Here is a 17,831-nt window from a genome sequence, read left to right on the forward strand (position 1 = left end):
ATGAAAAAGCTGATGACAGCCATCGCCCTTCTGGCCGCTGCGCCGGCCTGGGCCGAAGACAAGATGACCGTTCTGCTGGATTGGTTCATCAACCCCGATCATGGGCCCATCATCGTGGCGCAGGAAAACGGCTATTTCGCCGAGCAGGGCCTCAAGGTTGAGATCGTTCCCCCCGCTGACCCGTCCGCTCCGCCGCGTCTGGTGGCTGCTGGTCAGGCCGAACTTGCCGTATCCTATCAGCCGCAACTGCACCTGCAGATCCACGAAGGCCTGCCGCTGAAACGCGTCGGCACGCTGGTCGCGACTCCTTTGAACTGCCTGTTGGTTCTGGAAGATGGCCCGATCAAGTCGCCTGCGGACCTGAAAGGCAAGAAAATCGGTTTCTCGGTCGCGGGCGTGGAAGAGGCTGTTCTGGGCACCGTTCTGGGCAAATACGATGTGACGCTGGACGATGTTGAACTGATCAACGTGAACTTCTCGCTCTCGCCGTCGCTGATGACCGGTCAGGTGGACGCGGTGATCGGTGCCTATCGGAACTTCGAGCTGAACCAGATGGATATCGAAAGCCGCCCCGGCACCTGCTTCTATATCGAGGAAGAGGGCGTGCCGTCCTATGACGAGCTGATCTACGTTGCTAACCCCGAGACGATGGACAAGGACAAGATCGCGCGTTTCCTGGCAGCAACCGAAAAAGCGACCCAGTACATCGTCAACAACCCGGAAAAAAGCTGGGAGATCTTCGCCGCGACGTCGCCCGAGTTGCAGGATGAGCTGAACGCCCGCGCCTGGGTCGACACTCTGCCGCGTTTCGCTCTGCGCCCGGCTGGTTTTGACGCAGGCCGCTACGCCCGTTTTGAAACCTTCCTGAACGAAAGCGGCATGATCGACAGCGTTCTGCCGGTCAGCGACATTACGATCGACGTGACCGCGCAATGAGCGACTATGGCAAAGCCTTTACGCTGATGCGTGATGCGGCGCAGGGGCCGTGGCGGGACTACACCCGCCACGGCTTTGTTGAAGGGATGAAGGACGGCTCTCTGCCCCGAGAGGCATTCCTGCATTACCTGCGTCAGGACTATGTGTTCCTGATCCACTTCAGCCGTGCCTGGGCGCTGGCAGTTGTTAAATCGGAGACGCATTCCGAAATGCTGACGGCTGTGGGCACCGTGAACGCATTGGTCGCCGAAGAGATGCAGTTGCATATCGGGATCTGTGAAGCGGCCGGGATCTCTCAGGAGGAGCTGTTTGCAACCCCGGAACGTGCAGAAAATCTGGCCTATACGCGCTTCGTGCTGGAGGTCGGGTATAGCGGCGATCTGCTGGACCTGTTGGCCGCACTTGCGCCCTGTGTGATGGGCTATGGTGAGATCGGCGCTCGGCTGGCCTCCGGGGCCACATCCGAGGCCTATCGCGACTGGATCAACACCTATGCCGGTGAGGACTACCAGGGTGCGTGCAAAGCGGTTGGCGAACTGCTGGATTCGGCTCTAACACGACGGATTGGGGCAGATTTCGAGGCCTCTCCGCGATGGGAGCGTTTGTGCCAGACCTTCCGAACCGCGACGGAGTTGGAGGTCAATTTCTGGCAAATGAGTCTGACCCCATGACCCGGGCGCCCGATCTCACCATCAGCGGACACGCGAGCATTGGCGATACGCCCTTATTCGCACCGCTGACCCTGACCCTTGGGGCGGGGCAGTGGACTTGTCTGTTGGGTGGATCGGGCGTTGGCAAAACCACCGTTCTGCGCCTGATCGCAGGGTTGGAGACAGGCGCGGATTTCACCGGCCAGATCTTGGCCAGCGATGGCCAAACAGTCCCGACTCGCGTGGCCTACATGGCGCAGGACGACTTGCTGCTGCCTTGGGCGACGGTGGCGCAAAACGTCTCGCTCGGCGCGCGGTTGCGGGGTGAGAAACCTGATCTGGATCGCCGGGACCGTCTGATCGAGCGGATGCGCCTGCAAGATCACATGGCCAAGAAACCGTCGGAACTGTCTGGCGGCCAGAGACAGCGCGTCGCCTTGGCGCGGACCCTGATGGAGGATCGCCCCATCGTGCTGCTGGATGAGCCATTCTCGGCCCTCGACGCGCGCACCCGCGCAGACATGCAGGACTTGGCCGCCGAGGCGCTGCAGGGCCGGACAGTCCTATTGGTCACCCACGACCCGGCCGAGGCCGCGCGTCTGGGCCAATCCATCGTCGTGATGACGCAGCAGGGGTTGACGCCCTGTGCTCCACCTGCCGCGCCCGCACCGCGCCATGTAGATGATCTGGAGACATTGGAAACCCAAGGTGCGCTGTTGAAACTATTAAGAGAGGCGGCATGAAACTCCTCTCTGCCCTCGCCGCAACCCTGTTCGCTCTGGCCGTCTGGCAGGCGATCGTCAGCCTGACCGGCCTGCCCAAGTTCATCCTGCCTGGCCCGGCGCTTGTGGCCGAGACCTGGTGGCAGAACCGTTGGGTGATTGCGGAACATACCTGGATTACCGCGGTTGAGGTCGTGATCGGCCTGGCGGTTGGTACCGTTCTCGGCGTTGTCACCGCGCTGCAACTGGCCAATTCGCGGGCCGCGCGGGTGCTGGTGCAGCCGATGTTGGTGTTCACCCAGGCTCTGCCGGTCTTTGCGCTGGCGCCGCTGCTGACCCTGTGGCTGGGCTACGGCCTTTGGTCCAAGGTCGCGATGGCGGTTCTGATCATCTACTTCCCGATCACCTCATCCTTCTTTGACGGTCTGATGAGGACGCCGCCCGGATATCTCGATCTGGCGCGTACGATGCAGGCAAGCCCGCGTTCGGTCCTGTGGCACATCCGTATCCCGGCGGCGCTGCCTTCGCTGGCCTCGGGGATGCGGTTGGCGGCGGTCTATGCGCCGATTGGCGCGGTGATCGGCGAATGGGTCGGGTCCTCGCAAGGGTTGGGCTACCTGATGCTACTGGCCAATGGCCGGGCCAAGACCGATCTGATGTTCGCGGCCATGCTGACTCTGGGCGTGTTCTCGATCCTGCTGCATATGCTGGTGCGTCGCGCCACTGCCCGCATGGCAGGTGAGGCGCGTTAACCTTTCAGAAACCTATTCTGCGCCAAGGTGAGGCCCATGACACAGGACGCCTTTGCCGAAGCCCCAATGCTTTTCGATACGGACGAAGCGTCAGCGCAGCCGCTGCCGACGGGTCGGTTACCCTCCTACATCAAAGACCATCGCAAGCGGCTGCGCGAACGGTTCATGTCTGGCGGCTCAGGCGCTATGCCGGACTATGAGTTGCTGGAGCTGGTGTTGTTTCGCTCCATTCCACGGCAGGACGTGAAACCTCTGGCCCGGCTGCTGATGGATACGTTCGGCGATTTCAACCGCGTATTGACCGCGCCAGAGGAGCGGTTGCGTCAAATCAAAGGCGTCGGGGAAACGGTCATCACCGATCTGAAAATCCTGGAAGCCTGCGCCCATCGCATGGCCCGTGCGCGGGTGATGCAGCGCCACGTGATCTCAGGCTGGGATGCTCTGCTGGACTATTGCCACACAACGATGGCGCATCGAGAGATCGAGCAGTTTCGCGTGTTCTACCTTGACCGCAAGAATGTGATGATCGCGGATGAAGAGCAGGCGAAGGGCACCGTCGATCATGTCCCGGTCTACCCGCGCGAGGTTGCGAAGCGGGCGCTGGAGCTGAATGCCTCGGCCCTGATTTTGGTGCATAACCATCCCTCCGGCGACCCCACGCCGTCGCAATCGGATATCGACATGACCAACCGCATTCAGGATGCCTGCACGGCCTTGGGGCTGACGCTGCACGATCATCTGATTATCGGAAAATCAACCGAGCTGAGCTTTCGATCCGAGGGGTATTTGTGACGGGAAGACCCTTGTTTTGGTATGTTGCCTAAGGGTCAGGATGAGGTGTAGCTCAAGAGAGCTCTGGTCGGCTAGCATCCCGGCTTTGAGCGGCCGCACGCGTGTTCCGATCTAGTTCGATTCTGGCAGAATGGGGCAGCGCAGGGCGGCTATCTTTCCTAGCAGATTTGTTTTTCTCAACGTTCGATACACGGCATCGCTTACAAAAATCGACTTTCCTAGACTGGGATCAATCCAGACGTCTACCTCACTAGCTGAAGCTAGAAGTCTAATTTCATCATCTTTTTGAGTGAGAGAAACCAGCCCGAGAAATGTCTGATGATCAAACTCACGAGGTATATAGTTTACCGAGTCTTTCGTTGAGAACGCCCGCTTGATCTCGCGAATTTGAAACAGATAAAAGGGTCCACCCTCAAATGGTGTTTCCCGATCATGTTTGAGAAACGACATTGGCCAAAAAACGCTCTTCCCAAGATCGAAGGGTTTCAACGCATCTACGAGTGATTGGGAACATGCGAGGACGCTCCCGGCGGAAAAGAGATGGGGTAGTTTTCTATTGCTATCCCTTTGAAACCCTTTGTCGATCCACATCCTTGGCGGTAGTTCATTGCATTCGACCAAGTCACCTCTATTAAGGCGTGCCGAGAGATCGATTCGTTCTTTTCTATTGCGCTCCCAAATCTCGTCGCGAAACCCAAAGCCAATGCTCATGTTGCGGCGCGCATCTAAATACCAGACATGGCTCGCACTTGGTTGCGCTGCACTCTCATTGATTGCAGAGGCTGTTTCGTCCGAGTTTCTGTCCGACATCGTCATTCTTTAATTTACCCAAACCTCAACCCGGCGGTTTGTTTTTCGGCCCCATTCCGTGTCATCGCAGGCCATCGGCATCGCTTCTCCGAATCCTTCGGTTGTGATCTCGATACTGTCGGGGATTTCGGTCTCAACAGCGGCCAGAACTGCATTACGCACCGTTTGTGCCCTGCGATGGGCGATCCGTGCATTGGCGCTGGCGCCTCCGTCCCCGTCGCTGAACCCGGCAAAGACAAGCTTGCGAGGGGTCAAACTGCCGGACTCAAGCGCCTGCGCCAATTGCAGAATATTAGACCGCGATTGTGCATCCGGGCGAGAGCTTCCTGGCTCGAACCGGAAGGAGATCGACAATCTAGACAATGGCCGCAGAGTTTCGACCATGTGTTGAAGCTCTTCTAGCCCAACTTCTGCTCCACCTGAAACGATGGCATTGGCGAGCCGATCCCCCTGCAGCCCCATGGGCAGATTCTCGGTCGCCTGATCGACAAACCCGGCCTGCCGTATCGCCATCTGCGCGTCGGCTGAGCGGGTATAGGCCAGAAACTGGCGCGCGAACCGTGGCAGGCGGCGTTGTGGCAGGTAGAGAAACATCGGAGAAGTCAGCGGGTAATCCTCGGTCTTGATCGACTGGCGGGTCGCCGCTAGCGCATGTCCGCAGCCTCCGGCCAAAGGCAGCGCGCGGGTCGGGCCCGAGGCCGCCTGCGTCGTGATGCCGATCGCGAACGGGTCGTTGGCCACTGCCTGGACAAGATCGCGATTGCGCTGGTGGCGGAGAACACCTTCGGACAGCTCAGCCTGAGCGGGGCGCAGCAGTTGATCCTCGACATCCTGGGACAAGCCTGACCCGGCGTCCGGCATGTGTAGGGCAAACGGAGCGTCCGGCCCTTCCAGATCTGTCCAGTTGGTGATCTCGCCGGACAGAACACGGACCAGATCTACGGGTGAAATCTGCTGAACGGTGTTCTCTGGCGCGACGACCGGGACGATCGCATCCAGCGCCACAATCCGCGCGTGGCGAGGGTGGGTCAGATCGCCCAGCCCTGCGGTCTCGGCCGCGTTGCGTTCCTCATCCCGGATTTCGCGTTGTGCCATCACGATATCGGCGTCGTTGTCCATGAGGTCGGCAAACCCCTGATCCGTCGTTCCAACGCGAAAGAACAGGCGGGCGAGAGGGGCCGTGCGTTCTGGGCGGCGCAGTTCGTAGGCAAAGCTGCGTTCGTCCACGCGCGAAGGGGTTGCTGTCAGACCTTCTTGCCGGGCGAAGCCGATGATCAGGGCAGGCAGGACCGTCTCGGCCATGACGGATGATCCCGAGAACCGGACCTCCGCCACGAAATCGGTCAGGTTGGGGCAGGCGGGGCCGTCGCATGTGACGCCGGAGCCATCGACTGTCAGCTCTCCGAACTGGGTGTCGACCCGGTAGAATTCGCCGTCAAAGCCCAGCAGGGTGCCGGAAACTTCGATCTTGCCATCATGCGATGTCAGAACAATATCCTGCGCGGTGGCTGAAACAGCCAGCAAAACAGAAAACAGTACGGCCAGCGCCGCACGAATACGTGTCATGAGAAGGTCGAGCCTGCCTGCGGTTTAATTTGCCGCGATTGTCAGGTCTTGGAACAGATTATTCAACACCAGAAACTCACCGACTTCGGTACACATCGGCATCGTCAGGATCAGATCGCGCGACCGCAGCCGACGATCGCTGCGTAGTTCCAAAGACTGGACGTTCAGATCGCGGCCACAATTGGCCTCAGTCACTTCGGTTTCAATCGTCAAAGCGACCGATCCGGTCTGTTCCGAACGCGCAGCAGGGAAGGAATAGATCTGGATATTCTGTCCATCATGGAAGCTCGCGTTGCCCAGATGGACCACGGAACCCGCGCCCTGCGATGCGCTATTGGCCGAGATATGCCCCGGTTCTCCATAGCTGGCACCGAACTCCAAGGCGTGGATTTGCAGATCGGTCTGACCCTGCCATTGCAATGCGACCCGGTCGAATTGGTCAATGTCCATGATGTGAGTGGTGGCGACTGTGCCGGTCTGATCCTCAAAAGAGATCAGGAAAATGGCGTATTCGGACAGGGCCGGAATGGTCAGATCCAAGGCACCGTTTTCGTCGGTTTGCTGTGTCAGCGTCAGACCGTTGTGGTGAATCTCAACACGTTCATTGCTGCGGCAGGGGGCCTTGATCCGCAGCCGTGCATTGGCACCCATTTGGGCGGTGGCACGCGCGCTGATACTGCAATTGGTATGCTTTTGTGCCGCCTTCGGCGCAGGGCGCTGGATCGGCTGAGAGGGGGTCTCGTCAGAGGAAGAGGTTTGCACGATACGCTCAAGCCCCGCAATGACCGAGGCCTGATCCGCGACAGAAGCCACGGCGACAGGTTCCTGCGCGCCATTCGGTTGCGCAGGCGCACCATATTGCATCAGGTAACCAATACCCAGGGCACAGGCGACCGTGCCGCACATGGTCACGTAATTTCTGACTACGAACAAAACACCCTCCCCAGTTGAAGGAGCGAGTCGCACCTTCGTTAACAATCGCGGCCAATTTGTGGCCGCGAAGCGGAGCGATTGTGACTGATATTTGTTGACGTTAGGTCAATCTGCCATGACAGTGTTTGAATTTCTTGCCCGAGCCACAGGGGCATTGATCGTTGCGCGAAGGATTGCCCCATGTCGAAGGGTCATTCTCGTCAAAGCCGGGCAGTGCATCGCCCGACGCGACGGCCTCGGCCTTGGCTTCGGCGGCGCCTGCGGCCTGATCAACCGCTTGCTGAGCCTGCGCTTGCTGAGCCGCCATCTGCGCCAGCATCTCGCGCTGTTCTTCTTCGGTCAGCGGGCGCACGCGCGACAATTGCTGAGTCACGGTTTCGCGCAAACTGTCCAGCATGCCTTCGAACAGCTGGAAGCTTTCGTTCTTGTACTCGTTCAGCGGATCGCGCTGGGCGTAGCCCCGGAATCCTACGACCGAGCGCAGATGTTCCAGTGTCAGCAAATGCTCGCGCCATTTGCCATCGATGGTCTGCAGAAGGACCTGCTTTTCGATGTTGCGCATGTTCTCGGGGCCGAATGCGACAGCCTTTTGCGCCATCATCTCATCGGCGGCCTTAACCAAACGCTCACGCACCTGTTCGTCATCCACGCCTTCCTCGGCGGCCCAGTCCTGAACCGGGGCATCGATGGTCAACTTTTCCTTGATCGCCTCGTGCAGCCCATCGGTATCCCACTGATCTGCATAAGATTTAGGTGGCATGTATTCGTCGATCAGATCGTCGATCACCTGCTCGCGCATATCCGACACGATCTCGGACAGATCGTCGGCTGACATGATCTCGCGCCGCTGGCTGAAGATCACCTTACGCTGATCGTTCATAACGTCGTCGAATTTCAGAACGTTCTTGCGCATGTCGAAGTTGCGGCCCTCGACCTTGGATTGCGCGCGTTCCAGCGATTTGTTGACCCAGGGGTGAACGATGGCTTCGCCCTCTTTCATGCCCAGTGTGGTCAGCACCTTGTCCAGACGTTCTGAACCGAAGATGCGCATCAGATCGTCTTCGAGGCTCAGGTAGAATACCGTGCGACCCGGATCGCCCTGACGGCCCGAGCGACCGCGCAGCTGGTTGTCGATGCGGCGGCTTTCATGGCGTTCCGAGGCCATCACATAAAGCCCGCCCGCATCCAGAACCTTTTGTTTTTCCTCGGCGTGCTTGGCCTCTTCCGCAGCGCGCAGCTCAGCCGGGTCGGCCTCGGGGCTTTCGGCCAGGGCCTGCAGAACCTTCATCTCGACGTTGCCGCCCAGCTGAATGTCGGTACCACGACCGGCCATGTTGGTGGCGATGGTAACCGCACCGTAGCGGCCCGCATCGGCCACGATCTGGGCCTCTTGTTCGTGCTGACGGGCGTTCAGAACGTTGTGTTCGATCTTTTCCTTGGTCAGCATCTGGCTTAGAACTTCGGATTTCTCGATCGAGGTGGTGCCGATCAGAACCGGTTGACCCTTTTCCTGGGCCTTCTTCGCCTCAGAGATAATCGCGCCGTATTTCTCCATTGCGGTACGATAGACCTGATCGTCTTCGTCCAGACGTGCAATCGGACGGTTGGTGGGGACTTCGACCACGCCCAGACCGTAGATTTCCTGGAATTCTTCGGCTTCGGTCAGCGCGGTCCCGGTCATGCCGCCCAGCTTGTCATAGAGGCGGAAATAGTTCTGGAAGGTCACGCTGGCCAGAGTCACGTTCTCGGGCTGAATCTGGACGTTCTCTTTCGCCTCGATCGCCTGGTGGAGACCTTCCGACAAGCGACGACCCGGCATCATGCGGCCAGTGAATTCGTCGATCAGAACCACATTGCCATCGCGTACGATGTAGTCCTTGTCGCGCTGGAACAGCTTGTGCGCACGCAGGCCCTGATTGACGTGATGCACCACGGTGGTGCTTTCGGGATCGTACAGAGAATGATCCTCGGGGATCAGGCCCGCGGCGATCAGTTGCTGTTCCAGAAACTCGTTGCCCTCATCGGTGAAGGTCACGTTGCGGGATTTTTCGTCCAGCGAATAGTGATCGTCACTCAGGCTTGGAATCAGCGCATCAATCGCGGTGTACAGGTCCGAACGGTCCTGCGCCGGCCCCGAGATGATCAGCGGCGTCCGCGCCTCATCAATCAGGATCGAGTCGACCTCATCCACAATCGCGAAATTGTGGTATTTCTGATAGATATCGGCCATATCGGCCTTCATGTTGTCGCGCAGATAGTCGAAGCCAAGCTCATTGTTGGTGGCATAGGTCACGTCACAGGCATAAGCGGCTTTCTTCTCGGCATCTTGCTGGCCCGACCAGATCACACCAGTGGTCATACCCAGCGCGGCAAAGACCTTGCCCATCCATTCCGCATCGCGTTTGGCCAGGTATTCGTTGACCGTGACAACATGCACGCCCTTGCCGGTCAGGGCGTTCAGGTAGGCGGGGAAAGTGGCAACCAGCGTCTTGCCCTCACCCGTCTTCATCTCGGAAATATTGCCCTGATGCAGGAAGGTGCCGCCCATCAGCTGCACATCAAAGGCACGGAGACCCAGTGCGCGTTTGGCACCTTCGCGCACGTTCGCAAAAGCTTCGGGCAGCAGGTCATCCAGGCTCTCGCCATCCAGCGCACGTTTGCGCAGTTCGGCGGTCTTTTCGATCAGACCCTCGTCAGAGAGATTTTCGAACTCGGGTTCCAGCGCGTTGATCTTTTCGATCAGGGGGCGGGTCGCCTTGATCTTGCGGTCGTTCGGTGTTCCGAACACCTTTTTGGCGAGCGTTCCGAGTCCCAGCATGTTCACTCCAGCGGATCTGTTCTTGTCTTGGTTGCGACAGGCTTGCCCACCTTGCGCGCAACCCATAGATACGGGGGGTGAAAGGCGGCCCTGTCCAAGGCTTCAAAGCGATGTAAGCGGCAGGTTCTGAAGTGTCAACGCTGCGCCCTGTCGCGGCAAAGAAATAGGATGATTCCATGCCCAAAGGCCTCACTTTTCTGCCATCGCTGGCTTTGACCGCCGTGATGGCGCTGCCGCTGGCCGCCGAAACCAAGCCAGATGCAGGCACCGTTCTGGCCACGGTCAACGGGGACGAGATCACACTGGGTCACGTTGTAGCCACCGTCGCGGCGTTGCCGCAGCAATATCAGCAGATCGAGGACGATGTGCTGTATGACTTCGTGCTTGAGCAACTGATCCAGCAGCAATTGCTGGGCCAACAGCAGGAAGAGCTGACCCAGCAAAACGCACTAACGCTGGACAATGAAACACGCTCTTTGCTGGCGGTGCAGACTGTGAACGCCCTGACCAACGATGTCGTGACGGATGAGGCGGTACAAGCGGCCTATGACGCGCAATTTGCCGAATTTGAAGGCGAGGACGAGTTCGATGCCAGCCATATTCTGGTTGAATCTGAGGATGAGGCCAAAGCGCTCAAGGCGCAACTGGATGACGGCGCGGATTTCGCCGAAATGGCGCGCGAGCATTCGACAGGACCGTCCGGCCCCAATGGCGGCGCGCTGGGTTGGTTCGGCAAGGGTCAGATGGTGCCCGAGTTTGAAAACGCCGTGCTGGGTCTTGAAAAGGGTCAGATTTCCGAGCCGGTGCAAACGCAGTTCGGCTGGCATCTGGTGATCCTGAACGACAAGCGCAAATCCGAAGCCCCCGCGCTTGAGGCCGTGCGCGATGAGCTGGCCCAGACCATTCAGCAAGAGGCTATTCAGGCCCAGATTGATGAGTTGACCCAACAGGCTCAGATCGAACGCACCGCCCTTGAAGGGGTGGGTCCTGAAGTCATTCGCCAGCTGGACCTGATTCAGGAGTAACTCCCGTGGCCACGATCACCAAAACTTCGCCACTGGCCCCTGCCGGTTTTCCTGACCTGCCCGCGATTGACGGAGTGCGTTTTGCAACCGTCGAAGCGGGTGTGCGCTACAAAGGTCGGACCGACGTCATGTTGGCGGTTCTCGATCCCGGCACGTCCGTGGCAGGGGTGTTTACCCGCTCGGCCACCCGCGCAGCCCCGGTGCTGGACTGTCAGGATAAGATCGGCGGCTCTAACGATGGACCAGCGGCGATTTTGGTGAACTCGGGCAATGCCAATGCTTTCACCGGTCACTACGGCCAAACCTCGGTCGCTGAGGTGACGCAAGCCGTAGCCAAGGCGACCGGTGTTGCGGTTGAGAGGGTCTTCACCTCATCCACCGGCGTGATCGGAGAGCCTCTGCCGCATGATCGCATTGTCTCGCAGCTTGAGGCGCTGAAATCCGGTCTCAGTCGTCACGCGATTGAGGACGCGGCGCGGGCGATCATGACCACTGATACCTTCCCGAAAGGGGCCTCGGCTCAGGTCGAGATCGATGGCAAAACAGTCTCTATTGCGGGGATTGCCAAGGGATCGGGCATGATCGCGCCGGATATGGCGACGATGCTGGTCTACATCTTCACCGACGCTTTGGTTGACCAATCGGCGCTGCAATCCATGCTGGGCGCGCAGACAGACCGGACTTTCAATTGCATCACCGTCGATAGCGATACCTCGACATCGGACAGCCTTTTGCTGTGCGCAACCGGAGCCTCAGGTGTTGATGCCAAGGGCAATGCGGCCTTCGCCGAAGCGCTGGAAACCGTGATGCTGGACCTCGCGCAGCTAGTTGTGCGCGATGGCGAAGGGGCGACGAAATTCGTAGAAATCCGCGTGACCGGGGCCGCCTCGGACGCAGATGCCAAGGTGCATGGGTTGGCGATTGCGAACTCCCCTCTGGTGAAAACCGCCATCGCGGGTGAGGACCCAAACTGGGGCCGTGTCGTCATGGCCATCGGCAAATCCGGTGCCGCCGCAGATCGTGACCTGCTGAGCATTTCCTTTGGCGATATTTTGGTCGCTGAAAAAGGCTGGGTCAGCCCCGACTATCGTGAAGAAGACGCGGCCGCCTACATGAAAGGCCAAGATCTTGTGATCGCAGTCGATCTTGGTCTCGGCGAGGGGCAATCCACCGTTTGGACCTGCGACCTGACCCACGGCTATATCGAGATCAACGCGGATTATCGCTCGTGAAAACTGTTCTGGTATCTGCCGTCGCCCTAATCGATATCGAGGGCCGCGTCCTGCTGGCCCAACGTCCCGAGGGCAAATCCATGGCTGGTCTGTGGGAATTCCCTGGCGGCAAGATCGAACCCGGCGAAACCCCCGAGGCCGCCCTGATCCGCGAATTGCACGAGGAACTTGGTATCGACACCTGGGCCTCCTGCCTCGCGCCGCTGACCTTCGCGAGCCACAGCTATGACGATTTCCACCTGCTCATGCCGCTGTTCGCCTGCCGCAAATGGGACGGCATCCCGCAGTCTAAGGAAGGTCAGGCGTTGAAATGGGTGCGGGCAATTGATCTGCGAAACTACCCAATGCCAGCTGCGGACGTGCCGTTGATTCCGATACTGCGGGATTGGTTGTAGTTTGAGGTAGTCGACGGCATGCCGAATAAGCTTTTAGGAATCCTTGTCTTAGCGACGTGCCTAGGAGCGTTGGCGGTAGGAATATTCAGTTTTTGGGGTGGAGAGCAGAAGATTCTCCTTCCCGAGAAAGCTGAGGCCGCGATTTCCTCGAAGACACCCATATCGGCATTGGAAATTCTACCAAACAATGCGCAATCCATTTGTGTTTTGGGTCCCTATCAGGATCCCAAGTTTCAAAGCGGTAGCAATAGGCCCGAATTGCTGATTCAAATTGACCAATCAAGTGTGCCCGAAGGCTCGGTTAGAGTGGCAATCTTTGATGACCAGTCGCAACTCCTGTCGGAGGATGATATCTCCAGATGGAGCGGGCAATTCCGCATAGTTGTTCCAAGCGCCGACCCCATTTTTTGCGAAGATGCCAATGCTGTCATGGTGATGGTTGATGAGCAGGCAGGCTTCAATACAATTCAGTTTCTAAGATGAAGGGACCTCAGCTCCTGATCGCAAAAGCAGTTGCTGCCGAGATCTGATCCTTGCCAATGGAGTTGAGGTACTGAATTATTCCACTCTCGCATGAGGAATGAGCTTTTAGATCTTGTACAACTCAAAAGATCTCCCTCCAACCTTGTTACAATTCGTAAGAATTGAGAAAACATCAGGCAAAACTTGACGCTGATCGTGACTGTGCTCCTAATCGGGGCATTGGCGTTCGGGCACCATCCCGGACCCGCCATTTCCGACCCGGGGAGGGGTCGGGTGGGGAGGAGAAAGAGATTGGCTCAGACGCAGTCGGGCGCTGAAGGGATGCAGTCCCTTCCGGCGCTGCTACATCGCAATGCGACAGAGTTCGGGGATGCCCCGGCTTATCGGGAAAAGGAATTCGGGATCTGGCAATGCTGGACCTGGGCGGAGGCCGCCAAGGAAATCCGTGCCATCGCGCTTGGATTCCTGGAGTTGGGCGTTGAGAAAGGCGACCACATCGCTGTCATCGGTCGCAACCGTCCGGCGCATTACTGGTCGATGGTGGCTGCTCAGATGGTGGGCGCGGTTCCGGTGCCTCTGTATCAGGACTCGGTCGCGGAAGAGATGGCCTATGTGCTGGAACATTGCGGCGCGAAATTTGTCGTCTGTGGTGATCAGGAACAGGTCGACAAGGTCATCGAGATTCAGGAAAACCTGCATCAGGTCAAACACATCCTCTATACCGACAAGCGCGGGATGCGGAAATATGACCACTCCCAGATGAACGCGCTTGAGGACATTATGGCCGAAGGCAGCGCTGGGCACGCGCGGTTCGATACCGAGCTGGACAAGCGTATCGCGGCGATCACCTATGACGATACCTGCGTGATGCTGTATACCTCGGGCACCACAGGCAAGCCTAAGGGCGTGGTGCTGTCGAACCGGAATGTCATTGAAAGCGCCAAGAACTCTGCCGAGTTCGATCATCTGACGCGGAACGAAGACATCCTCTCTTACCTGCCGATGGCCTGGGTGGGCGATTTCATTTTCTCGATCGGTCAGGCCTATTGGTGCGGCTTCTGCGTGAACTGCCCCGAGAGCGCCGACACAATGATGACCGACCTGCGTGAGATCGGACCGACCTATTTCTTTGCCCCGCCGCGCGTTTTTGAGACTCAGCTGACCAATGTGATGATCCGGATGGAGGATGCGGGCAAGCTGAAGCGCAATATGTTCCATCACTTCATGGCCCATGCCAAGAAGGTCGGTGGCCTGTTGCTGGACGGCAAGCCGGTGGGCTTTGGCGACAAGCTGAAATATGCGCTGGGCAATATGCTGGTTTACGGCCCGTTGAAGGATACGCTCGGCTATGGTCGGTTCCGCGTCGGCTATACGGCGGGTGAGGCCATCGGGCCGGAAATCTTTGATTTCTATCGCTCTTTGGGTATCAACCTCAAACAGCTCTATGGTCAGACCGAAGCAACCGTCTTTATCACGCAACAGCCGGATGGCGAGGTGCGCGCGGATACGGTCGGCGTTCCGGCCCCTGCGGTTGAGTTGAAAATCGACGAGAGTGGCGAGATCCACTACCGCTCACCCGGTGTGTTTGTTGAATATTACAACAACCCGGACTCGACGGCCTCGACCAAGGATGCCGAGGGTTGGGTTGCGACCGGGGATGCTGGGTTCATCGAGGAAAGCTCGGGCCATTTGCGGATCATCGACCGCGCCAAAGATGTGGGCAAAATGGCTGACGGGTCGATGTTCGCGCCGAAATATGTCGAGAACAAGCTGAAGTTCTATCCCGATATTCTTGAGGTCGTTCTGTTTGGCAACGGCAAGGATCGCTGCGTGGCCTTCATCAATATCGACCTGACGGCGGTTGGAAACTGGGCTGAGCGCAACAACGTGGCTTATGCGTCCTACCAGGAACTGGCGGGACATCCGCGTGTGTTAGAGACGATTAAGGCCCACGTGGAAGAGGTTAACAAATCGGTGGCGGCGGATGAGATGCTGTCGGGCTGTCAGGTGCATCGCTTTGTGGTTCTGCACAAGGAACTGGATGCCGATGATGGCGAGATGACCCGGACCCGCAAGGTGCGGCGTGGCTTTGTCGAGGACAAGTTCCACGACATTATCGCTGCGCTTTATGACGGATCTTCGAGCGTTTCGACGACAACCGAAGTGACCTATGAGGATGGGCGCAAGGGGTCGATTTCTGCGACGCTTGAGATCGTTGATGCGCCGGTTGTGTCGGTCGCGCAGCACAAGGTCGCGGCGGAATGATGGGCCGTTCGAGCGCCGCTCGACCTGCGGTCATCGCCCCGCCCGCCGTCCCGTTTTTGCGTAAGTCTGGGAGAGGCTGATGCTGGATAATTCCGAAGGATATGTCACCGAAGACGGCCGCAAGATCGGCGGCGTGGTGATGGAGATGAAGAACATCACCCTGCGATTTGGTGGCGTGGTGGCGATCAAGGATATCTCGTTTGATATTCGCGAGGGCGAGATCCGCGCCATTATCGGGCCGAACGGGGCGGGCAAGTCCTCGATGCTGAATGTGATCTCGGGGTTTTATGTCCCACAGGAGGGGGAGGTTTGGTTCCACGGCTCCAAGCGTCCTCCGATGCGGCCGTTTGAGGTGGCACAGCAGGGGATTGCGCGGACCTTCCAGAACATCGCGTTGTTTGAAGGCATGAGCGTTCTGGACAACGTCATGACCGGACGCCTGAGCTTTATGAAGACCAATATCCTTCAACAGGCTTGGTGGAAGGGGAAGGCCGAGGCGGAAGAGACCGAGAATCGTGAGGCGGTTGAGCGGATTATCGACTTCCTAGAGATCCAGCACATCCGCAAGACGCCTGTGTCACGCCTGCCTTACGGGTTGAAGAAGCGGGTGGAACTGGCGCGCGCTTTGGCGGCGGAGCCGAAGCTGCTGCTGCTGGATGAACCAATGGCGGGCATGAACGTCGAAGAGAAAGAGGACATGAGCCGCTTCATCCTCGATGTGAATGACGAATTTGGTACCACCATTGCTCTGATCGAGCACGACATGGGCGTGGTGATGGACCTGAGCGACCGGGTCGTCGTGATGGATTACGGCAAGAAAATTGGCGACGGCACGCCCGACGAGGTGCGCAACAACCAAGAGGTCATCGACGCCTACCTGGGGGTCAGCCATGATTAGGTATATGTTCTTGGCCCTTTCCGCACAATTAGCGTCAGCTGCTTTCGCAGATAGCGCTGCGCCCTTCGCAACTGCTCAGCTATTCGAAACTGACTGTATTGAAGCTCTTGCGTCGGATAGCCGTCCCGATGTTACCGGCTACCACGCGTGGTCAGATGACCAAGTGGCGCGGTTTGCCGAGGACCTTGGAGTGAAAACTGACGGCTTCAGCTTTTGGACCCCTGAAGGCTCGGAGGATGTTTTGATTTGGTCTGACACTGGCCCTCTTTGCCAAGTAGTGCACTTTGGCTACGATCAGAGTGTGATTAGATACATTTGGATGGATTTATCCGACGACAAGCGGATGAGGGCTCATCCGTTCCATTCCCCCAAGGCAAGCAGGTTGAACGCAAATAGAGTATCCGCTGGTGGGTGGGGCACAATCCATACAAGCGATGCGAAATTTGTACAGGTTTCGCTACATTACCACAATTTCATCGACCAAGAAGCGACCGTAACCATGATAACCGGTGTGCGCGTGGGCGAAACGCCGGCCTCGTGTGAACTGTTTCCCGAGGAGTGCAGCTAATGCCAGAACAACTCGTATTTGCGATGGAGGTCATCCTCAACGGCCTGATGGCCGGGGTGCTTTATGCGCTGGTCGCGCTGGGCTTTGTGCTGATCTACAAGGCCTCGGGGATTTTCAATTATGCCCAAGGGGTTATGGCCCTTTTTGCGGCGATGACACTGGTTGGGATCATGAAAGGACAGGTGCCTTTCGCGCATCTGATCAATGCGATTTTCGGGACGCATATCCACTACTTTGGCTGGAACGTCCCTGCGCTTTTGGCGATCCTTATGACCATGGCGGTGATGGTGTTGCTGGCCTGGGCGGTGCAGCGTTTCGTCATGCGCCATCTGGTCGGACAGGAGCCAATCATTCTGTTCATGGCCACCATTGGTCTGGCTTACTTCCTTGAAGGCGTGGCCGACCTGATGTGGGGGTCTGAGATCAAGACGCTTGACGTAGGTCTGCCGCAAGGCATCAACCTGTGGATTGATGAAACGACCTACAACATCTTCGACTACGGCTTCTTCATCGACAATCTGGACATCGTGGCGACGATCATTGCGGCGCTTCTGGTGGCAGCTCTGGTCGCCTTCAGCCAGTACACCAAACAGGGCCGGGCGATGCGCGCCGTGGCGGATGACCATCAGGCAGCGCTGTCGGTTGGCATCTCACTGAACTTCATTTGGGTCATGGTCTGGTCCGTCGCCGGGTTCGTCGCTCTGGTTGCGGGGATTATGTGGGGCACCAAATCGGGCGTGCAGTTCTCCCTGTCGCTGATCGCGCTCAAGGCGCTGCCGGTGCTGATGCTGGGTGGCTTCACCTCGATCCCCGGTGCCATTGTCGGCGGGCTGATCATCGGTGTAGGCGAGAAGCTGTTCGAATTCGCCTTAGGACCTGCGCTGGGCGGCGCGACTGAGAACTGGTTTGCCTACGTGCTGGCGCTGATCTTCCTCGTGTTCCGACCTCAGGGCCTGTTCGGCGAGAAGATCATCGAGAGGGTTTAG

General features: G+C 58.3%; 16 protein-coding genes. 12 read left to right on the plus strand and 4 right to left on the minus strand.

Annotated features, from left to right (window positions below; translation table 11 throughout):
* From J7394_RS09660 to radC, 5 genes are read left to right on the plus strand one after another with little or no spacing between them, the layout of a single operon-like run.
* Positions 1 to 936 (plus strand): ABC transporter substrate-binding protein, encoded by a 936-nt coding sequence (locus J7394_RS09660; protein WP_209252634.1) that lies wholly within the window; start codon positions 1 to 3, stop codon positions 934 to 936.
* Positions 933 to 1,607, plus strand: coding sequence for a thiaminase II (tenA, locus tag J7394_RS09665; RefSeq protein ID WP_209252636.1), 675 nt, complete (start codon positions 933 to 935; stop codon positions 1,605 to 1,607). The genes J7394_RS09660 and tenA overlap by 4 nt, the downstream gene beginning before the upstream one ends.
* Entirely contained in the window at positions 1,604 to 2,329 is a 726-nt protein-coding gene (locus J7394_RS09670) for an ABC transporter ATP-binding protein (RefSeq protein ID WP_209252638.1), read from the plus strand. The genes tenA and J7394_RS09670 overlap by 4 nt, the downstream gene beginning before the upstream one ends.
* Positions 2,326 to 3,060 carry an ABC transporter permease gene (locus tag J7394_RS09675; protein ID WP_170643454.1) on the plus strand — a complete coding sequence of 245 codons (735 nt, stop codon included), beginning with the start codon at positions 2,326 to 2,328 and terminating at the stop codon, positions 3,058 to 3,060. Before J7394_RS09670 ends, J7394_RS09675 begins: the two co-directional genes overlap by 4 nt.
* Before the next feature lie 36 nt (positions 3,061 to 3,096).
* Positions 3,097 to 3,852, plus strand: a complete 756-nt coding sequence (radC, locus tag J7394_RS09680) for a DNA repair protein RadC (protein WP_209252640.1) — start codon at positions 3,097 to 3,099, stop codon at positions 3,850 to 3,852.
* Positions 3,853 to 3,963: 111 nt separating this feature from the next.
* Here the strand turns inward: radC and J7394_RS09685 are convergent, their stop codons facing one another.
* The 4 genes from J7394_RS09685 to secA all read right to left on the minus strand — a co-directional run bounded on the left by J7394_RS09685 (position 3,964) and on the right by secA (position 9,979).
* Positions 3,964 to 4,668 carry an imm11 family protein gene (locus J7394_RS09685; protein ID WP_209252642.1) on the minus strand — a complete coding sequence of 235 codons (705 nt, stop codon included), beginning with the start codon at positions 4,666 to 4,668 and terminating at the stop codon, positions 3,964 to 3,966.
* Positions 4,669 to 4,671: 3 nt separating this feature from the next.
* The gene (locus tag J7394_RS09690; RefSeq protein ID WP_209252644.1) at positions 4,672 to 6,228 is read right to left on the minus strand and encodes a phosphate ABC transporter substrate-binding/OmpA family protein; all 1,557 of its coding nucleotides are present in this window, start codon (positions 6,226 to 6,228) and stop codon (positions 4,672 to 4,674) included.
* A 24-nt stretch (positions 6,229 to 6,252) separates the two neighbouring features.
* The gene (locus J7394_RS09695; RefSeq protein WP_209252647.1) at positions 6,253 to 7,161 is read right to left on the minus strand and encodes a hypothetical protein; all 909 of its coding nucleotides are present in this window, start codon (positions 7,159 to 7,161) and stop codon (positions 6,253 to 6,255) included.
* Between the two features lie 100 nt (positions 7,162 to 7,261).
* Entirely contained in the window at positions 7,262 to 9,979 is a 2,718-nt protein-coding gene (secA, locus tag J7394_RS09700; protein WP_209252649.1) for a preprotein translocase subunit SecA, read from the minus strand.
* A gap of 176 nt (positions 9,980 to 10,155) precedes the next feature.
* Here secA and J7394_RS09705 point away from each other — a divergent pair, with 176 nt between their 5' ends.
* The 7 genes from J7394_RS09705 (at position 10,156) to J7394_RS09735 (ending at position 17,831) form a co-directional block, all read left to right on the plus strand.
* Positions 10,156 to 11,004, plus strand: a complete 849-nt coding sequence (locus tag J7394_RS09705; RefSeq protein WP_209252651.1) for a peptidylprolyl isomerase — start codon at positions 10,156 to 10,158, stop codon at positions 11,002 to 11,004.
* 5 nt (positions 11,005 to 11,009) lie between these two features.
* Positions 11,010 to 12,236, plus strand: a complete 1,227-nt coding sequence (argJ, locus tag J7394_RS09710) for a bifunctional glutamate N-acetyltransferase/amino-acid acetyltransferase ArgJ (RefSeq protein ID WP_209252653.1) — start codon at positions 11,010 to 11,012, stop codon at positions 12,234 to 12,236.
* Complete coding sequence (gene mutT / locus J7394_RS09715; RefSeq protein ID WP_209252655.1) at positions 12,233 to 12,631, plus strand: 8-oxo-dGTP diphosphatase MutT; 399 nt, start codon at positions 12,233 to 12,235, stop codon at positions 12,629 to 12,631. The genes argJ and mutT overlap by 4 nt, the downstream gene beginning before the upstream one ends.
* An 18-nt stretch (positions 12,632 to 12,649) precedes the next feature.
* Positions 12,650 to 13,114 (plus strand): hypothetical protein, encoded by a 465-nt coding sequence (locus J7394_RS09720; RefSeq protein ID WP_209252657.1) that lies wholly within the window; start codon positions 12,650 to 12,652, stop codon positions 13,112 to 13,114.
* 321 nt (positions 13,115 to 13,435) lie between these two features.
* Positions 13,436 to 15,379 (plus strand): AMP-binding protein, encoded by a 1,944-nt coding sequence (locus J7394_RS09725; protein ID WP_209252853.1) that lies wholly within the window; start codon positions 13,436 to 13,438, stop codon positions 15,377 to 15,379.
* 79 nt (positions 15,380 to 15,458) lie between these two features.
* The gene (locus tag J7394_RS09730; protein ID WP_170380262.1) at positions 15,459 to 16,277 is read left to right on the plus strand and encodes an ABC transporter ATP-binding protein; all 819 of its coding nucleotides are present in this window, start codon (positions 15,459 to 15,461) and stop codon (positions 16,275 to 16,277) included.
* 567 nt (positions 16,278 to 16,844) lie between these two features.
* Entirely contained in the window at positions 16,845 to 17,831 is a 987-nt protein-coding gene (locus tag J7394_RS09735; RefSeq protein ID WP_209252659.1) for a branched-chain amino acid ABC transporter permease, read from the plus strand.

The organism is Ruegeria sp. R13_0 (assembly GCF_017743995.1).
Classification (GTDB): Bacteria; Pseudomonadota; Alphaproteobacteria; order Rhodobacterales; family Rhodobacteraceae; genus Ruegeria.